Source organism: Pseudoxanthomonas sp. LjRoot204_2 (assembly GCF_056175765.1).
Genome location: NZ_JBGFFG010000237.1, coordinates 1 through 5,294 on the forward strand (window position 1 = coordinate 1; position 5,294 = coordinate 5,294).

Consider the following 5,294-nt stretch of genomic DNA (forward strand, 5'->3'; position numbering starts at 1 on the left):
TATCGATAGGGCCGGATCAGAACCGGAATGTCACGCCTGCCATGGGTCCGTGGACCTTGAACTGGCCGGTCAGCTTGCCGGTGACCTCGACGGTTCCGACACCGGACTCGGGCGGCGCCTCGAAGGATCCGCGATAGTCGTTGGCGAGCTTGAGGCGGAACCAGTCATAGCCGACGTGAATCCCCAGGCGCTCGGTGACCAGGTACTCGAGGATCAGGCCGCCGCGCTCGAAATGTCCGCGCTCCTCGACGAAGTCACCCCAGCGCGTGTCCAGGTACTGGGCCTGGGCCTCGATACGCAGTCGCTCGGTCGGCGCCCAGCTCACGCGGGTGTGCAGGTTCGGCGAGGTCCCGTCCTTCTTCCAGCGGAAAGACTCCCACTGCGGATCGATCTCGCCCGTGCCGGTGCTGGTACCGGTGCCGCGCGCCTCCAGCACCGCGTGGGTGACGCCGGCGCCAAGGCCCCACTGGAAGCGCGGGGTGTCGATGACCGCGAACTCGTAATTCAGGCTGGCCAGTTCGAAGCTCAGGCGGCCGTCGACGTCGATGGCGGGGATTTCGACCGGTTCGCCGGGAATCTCGACCTCGTCGAAAATGTTGCCGGGGTCGACCCAGTCGCCATCGAAGTTCCACGACTGGTTGCGACGGTAGTCGTAGTAGTTCAGGCGCAGCGACTGCCGCGGCGACATGGCGAAGGCAAGCTCGCCGCGCGGCCGCCAGCGGCCATCGGAATCGATGCCGCCCGCCGCCGCCAATTCCTCCGTGCGCTCGCCGTCGGTGGCGACGCCGGTACCGTCGAAGCGGATGTTGGCCTCGGGATTGAAGGCGGACAGGCGGACTTCGAAGCGGGCGTCGTCGCTGAAATCCTGCGCGGCGGCGGTGGTGGCGAGCAGCGCCAGCGGCAGGCAGGCGAGCAGGGAAACGAAGGCGGGGGTGTTGCGGGGGCAGGGCCGGTTCATGGGCGCTCCATGCGTCGAGGGGGAGCACTACCTTCATGGCCCACGGGTCGTCATCGGGTGAATTGGATGAACGTCACGCCCGGCGACGTCTTCCCGATGCCACAAAAAAGTGAAGCCCCGGGGGCAGCCGGGGCTTCGTGGAAGGCCTGTGGCGGAGCATCGGACGAGGAAGTTGAGCAGCAGGCCTTGCAAGGACTGACAGGGAGTTTCCGGCAAAGTTCCGGAGAATTCCCGGGAAAATTCTGAACAGGGGAAACGGTTACACGCAGGCGGCGCAAGGGCTGCGGGCGGCGTGTGCCCCTGAGGCCCGCTTTCTACCTTTGGCGGTTGTCCCGGAAATTGTCCCGCTGCTATACTTTTGCGGCTCGGCGAGGCGCTTTACCGCCTTGTACCCCGCCAATTCCGTAGGGCTTTCGTGTGCTGAATTCCGTCGCTACGGGCCGGCGGCTAGTGTTGCGCGCCGCTGTCTGGCAGACGGGCGCGGTGCTGCTGGTCGCGCTGCTGTTCCTGCTCCGGGGCGTGCCCCAGGCGGTCGCGGCGGCGGTTGGAGGGCTGGCGATCGTGGCCAGCGCGCTGCTGGCGGCCTGGATGGCCTTCGGTGGCGGCGTGCTCGGGGCCGTCTCGGCGGTGCTGAGGCTCGTCGCGGGCATGGTGGTGAAGTGGGTCGTGGTGATCGGCGTGCTGGTGGTTGGCGCGGGGCTGTACAAGCTGCCCCCGCTGCCTCTCCTGGCAGGCGTGATCACCGGACTGGTGGCACAGGTGCTGGTCGCGACCGGCAAGCAGCGATAACCCAACTAGAAAGGTTTCCGACTCATGGCGGGCGAGGCTCTTACTCCCACCAGCTACATCCAKCACCACCTGAAGAACCTCACGGCCCAAGTGGGTGGCGACGGTCCGTTCTGGACGATCAACGTCGACACCTTCGTGACCGCCGTGCTGATGGGGCTGCTGATCGTATTCGCGTTCTGGCTGGCGACCCGCAAGGCGACCGCCGGCGTGCCGGGCAAGTGGCAGGCCTTCGTCGAGATCATGCTCGAGTTCGTGGACAAGCAGGCCCGCGACACCTACCACGGGACCAGCAAGCTGGTGACGCCCATCGCGATCACCATCTTCTTCTGGATCCTGATGATGAACCTGCTGAAGATGATCCCGGCAGACTTCATCGCCAAGCCGCTCGAGCTGATGGGCGTGCATTACTGGAAGCCGGTGCCCACCGCCGACGTCAACGCCACCCTGGGCATGTCGATCAGCGTGTTCTTCCTGATGATCGTCTTCGCGCTGCGCTCCAAGGGCCTGGGCGGCTTCACCCACGAGTTCCTGACGGCGCCGTTCGGCAAGTGGATGATGCCGTTCAACCTGATCCTCAACATCGTCGAATGGGTCAGCAAGCCCATCTCGCTGGCGATGCGACTGTTCGGCAACATGTTCGGCGGCGAGATCGTCTTCCTGCTGATCTGGGTGCTGGGCGGCGCGGGCATCGTCGGCATGCTCGGCGGCGCAGCATTCGGCCTGGGCTGGATGCTGTTCCACCTGCTGGTCATCCCTCTGCAGGCCTTCATCTTCATGATGCTGTCGATCGTCTACCTGAGCTTGTCGGAAGACAGCCACTAACGTTTCCGCTTCACCGTTCCCTTCGTACCATCCACCTTTCAAGCACTTAGTTCCGGAGATCACCATGGAAAGCATCCTCACCAACCTCGCCCAGGTCCAGGCTTCGACCGCCCTCGCCATCGGCATCATGATCGGCCTGGCCGCGCTGGGCGCCGGCCTGGGTCTGGCCATCATGGCCGGCAAGTTCCTGGAATCGGCTGCCCGCCAGCCGGAGCTGATCCCGGTCCTGCAGGTGCGCATGTTCATCACCGCCGGCCTGATCGACGCCGCGTTCATCATCTCGGTCGCCGTGGGCCTGCTGTTCGCCTTCGCCAGCCCGTTCATCACGATCTTCACCGAACAGCTGGCCAAGCTGGCGGGCTGATCCGTCGCGTGCACGCCTGACCGCGCGCTCCGGCCCGCGGTCAGTCACCAGGCGTAGCTGGGCCGGCGCGATGTGCGCGGGCCCTTCATCACCGGCAGGTTTACGATGAATATCAATCTCACTCTGTTCGCCCAGGCGCTGGCCTTCGCCGGCCTGATCTGGATCATTGCGACCAAAATCTGGCCGCCGCTGCTCGCTGCCATCGAAGAACGCCAGCAGAAGATCGCCGAAGGCCTCGCCGCCGCCGACCGCAGCCAGAAGGATCTGGCGCAGGCGCAGGAAAAGGTCAACGAAGCGCTGAAGGACGCCCGCGTCAAGGCCAACGAGATCATCGACCAGGCCCACGCGCGCGCCAACCAGATCGTCGACGCGGCCAAGAACGAGGCGATCGCCGAAGCCAACCGCCAGAAGGAACTGGCCCAGGCCGAGATCGAGGCCGCCGCCACGCGTGCCCGCGAGGACCTGCGCAAGCAGGTGTCCGCACTGGCCGTCAGTGGTGCCGAGAAACTGTTGAAGCGCGAGATCGACGCCAACGCCCACAAGGCGCTGCTCGACGAACTCGCCGCCGAAATCTGATCCGGACGATCTGACCGATGAGCCAGGCCCTGACCGTCGCACGCCCCTACGCCCGCGCCGCCTTCGCGACGGCGCGCGACGAAGGCAACTTCGCCGCCTGGTCGCAGGCGCTGGGTTTTGCCGCGCATGCCGCGGCGGACCCGCGCGTGGCCGCGCTGCTGCCGAATCCGCAGCTGCTGCCGGCGGACGCCGTGTCGCTGCTGTCGCCGGACGGCGCCAGCGATGCGTTCACCCGCTTCCTGGGCATCCTGGCCGATGCGCGCCGCCTGCCGCACTTGCCGGAGATTGCCGGCCTGTTCGAGGAGCTGCGCGCCGACGCCGAGCATGTCGTGAAGGCGAAGGTCACCTCCGCCACGGACCTGCCCGCCGGCGAACTCGACGTGATCAAGGCCGCCTTGAAGAAGCGCTTCGGTCGCGAGGTCGAGGTGGAGACGGCGGTCGACGCGTCGCTGATCGGCGGCGCCGTGATCGATGCCGGCAGCGTGGTGATCGACGGCTCGCTGAAAGGCAAGCTGGCGCGCCTGCAGTCGGCGCTGACGCACTGAATTCCCATTGAACCGCCGCGCGCAAGCGGGCACACAGGACTTACCCATGGCTACCACGCTCAACCCCTCTGAAATCAGCGACCTGATCAAGACCCGTATCGAGAAGGTCAAGCTGGCCGCGGAGTCGCGCAATGAAGGCACCGTCACCAGCGTGTCCGACGGCATCGTGCGCATCTTCGGCCTGGCCGACGTCATGCAGGGCGAAATGATCGAGCTGCCGAACAGCACGTTCGCGCTCGCGCTGAACCTGGAGCGCGATTCGGTCGGCGCCGTGGTCCTGGGCGACTACGAGCACCTGCGCGAAGGCGACGTGGCCAAGACCACCGGCCGCATCCTGGAAGTGCCGGTCGGTCCGGAAATGCTCGGCCGCGTCGTGAACGCGCTGGGCGAGCCGATCGACGGCAAGGGCCCGCTTGGCACCTCGCTGACCGCGCCGGTGGAGCGCGTCGCCCCGGGCGTGATCTGGCGCAAGTCGGTCGACCAGCCGGTGCAGACCGGTTACAAGTCGRTCGACKCGATGRTSCCGATCGGCCGYGGCCAGCGCGAGCTGATCATCGGCGACCGCCAGACCGGCAAGACCGCSRTGGCMATCGACGCCGTGATCAACCAGAAGGGCACCGGCATCAAGTGCGTGTACGTCGCGATCGGCCAGAAGGCTTCGACCGTGGCCAACATCGTGCGCAAGCTGGAAGAGAACGGCGCGCTGGCCCACACCGTGGTCGTCGCCGCCACCGCTTCCGAATCGGCCGCGATGCAGTACATCAGCGCCTACTCCGGCTGCACCATGGGCGAGTACTTCATGGACCGCGGCCAGGACGCCCTGATCGTGTACGACGACCTGTCCAAGCAGGCCGTCGCCTACCGCCAGATCTCGCTGCTGCTGAAGCGTCCGCCGGGCCGTGAAGCCTACCCGGGCGACGTGTTCTACCTGCACTCCCGCCTGCTCGAGCGCGCTGCCCGCGTGTCCGAGGAGTACGTCGAGAAGTTCACCGAAGGCAAGGTCACCGGCAAGACCGGTTCGCTGACCGCGCTGCCGATCATCGAAACGCAGGCCGGCGACGTGTCCGCGTTCGTGCCGACTAACGTGATCTCGATCACCGACGGCCAGATCTTCCTGGAAACCGACCTGTTCAACGCCGGCATCTCGGTCTCGCGCGACGGTGGCGCCGCCCAGACCAAAATCATCAAGAAGCTGTCGGGCGGCATCCGCATCTCGCTCGCCCAGTACCGTGAGCTGGCC

General features: G+C 66.3%; 7 protein-coding genes. 6 read left to right on the forward strand and 1 reads right to left on the reverse strand.

All coding sequences use genetic code 11. The features are described from left to right. Positions 1-16: 16 nt before the first annotated feature. Complete coding sequence (locus AC04L7_RS11805; RefSeq protein WP_299345728.1) at positions 17-958, reverse strand: hypothetical protein; 942 nt, start codon at positions 956-958, stop codon at positions 17-19. A gap of 453 nt (positions 959-1,411) precedes the next feature. Between AC04L7_RS11805 and AC04L7_RS11810 the strand changes: the two genes are divergently transcribed. The 6 genes from AC04L7_RS11810 to atpA all read left to right on the forward strand — a co-directional run. After that, positions 1,412-1,747 carry a hypothetical protein gene (locus tag AC04L7_RS11810; RefSeq protein ID WP_436000536.1) on the forward strand — a complete coding sequence of 112 codons (336 nt, stop codon included), beginning with the start codon at positions 1,412-1,414 and terminating at the stop codon, positions 1,745-1,747. A gap of 24 nt (positions 1,748-1,771) precedes the next feature. Further along, positions 1,772-2,569 (forward strand): F0F1 ATP synthase subunit A, encoded by a 798-nt coding sequence (atpB, locus tag AC04L7_RS11815; protein ID WP_475513065.1) that lies wholly within the window; start codon positions 1,772-1,774, stop codon positions 2,567-2,569. A gap of 64 nt (positions 2,570-2,633) precedes the next feature. Next, a complete protein-coding gene (gene atpE / locus AC04L7_RS11820) occupies positions 2,634-2,933 on the forward strand; it encodes a F0F1 ATP synthase subunit C (protein ID WP_055939490.1) in 300 nt (99 codons plus the stop codon). A gap of 105 nt (positions 2,934-3,038) precedes the next feature. Further along, on the forward strand, positions 3,039-3,509 hold the full coding sequence (locus AC04L7_RS11825) for a F0F1 ATP synthase subunit B (protein WP_299345739.1): 471 nt from the start codon (positions 3,039-3,041) through the stop codon (positions 3,507-3,509). A gap of 17 nt (positions 3,510-3,526) precedes the next feature. Continuing rightward, entirely contained in the window at positions 3,527-4,054 is a 528-nt protein-coding gene (locus AC04L7_RS11830; RefSeq protein ID WP_436000532.1) for a F0F1 ATP synthase subunit delta, read from the forward strand. Positions 4,055-4,100: 46 nt separating this feature from the next. Then, a partial coding sequence (gene atpA / locus AC04L7_RS11835; RefSeq protein WP_475513066.1) for a F0F1 ATP synthase subunit alpha occupies positions 4,101-5,294 on the forward strand: 1,194 nt, incomplete at its 3' end.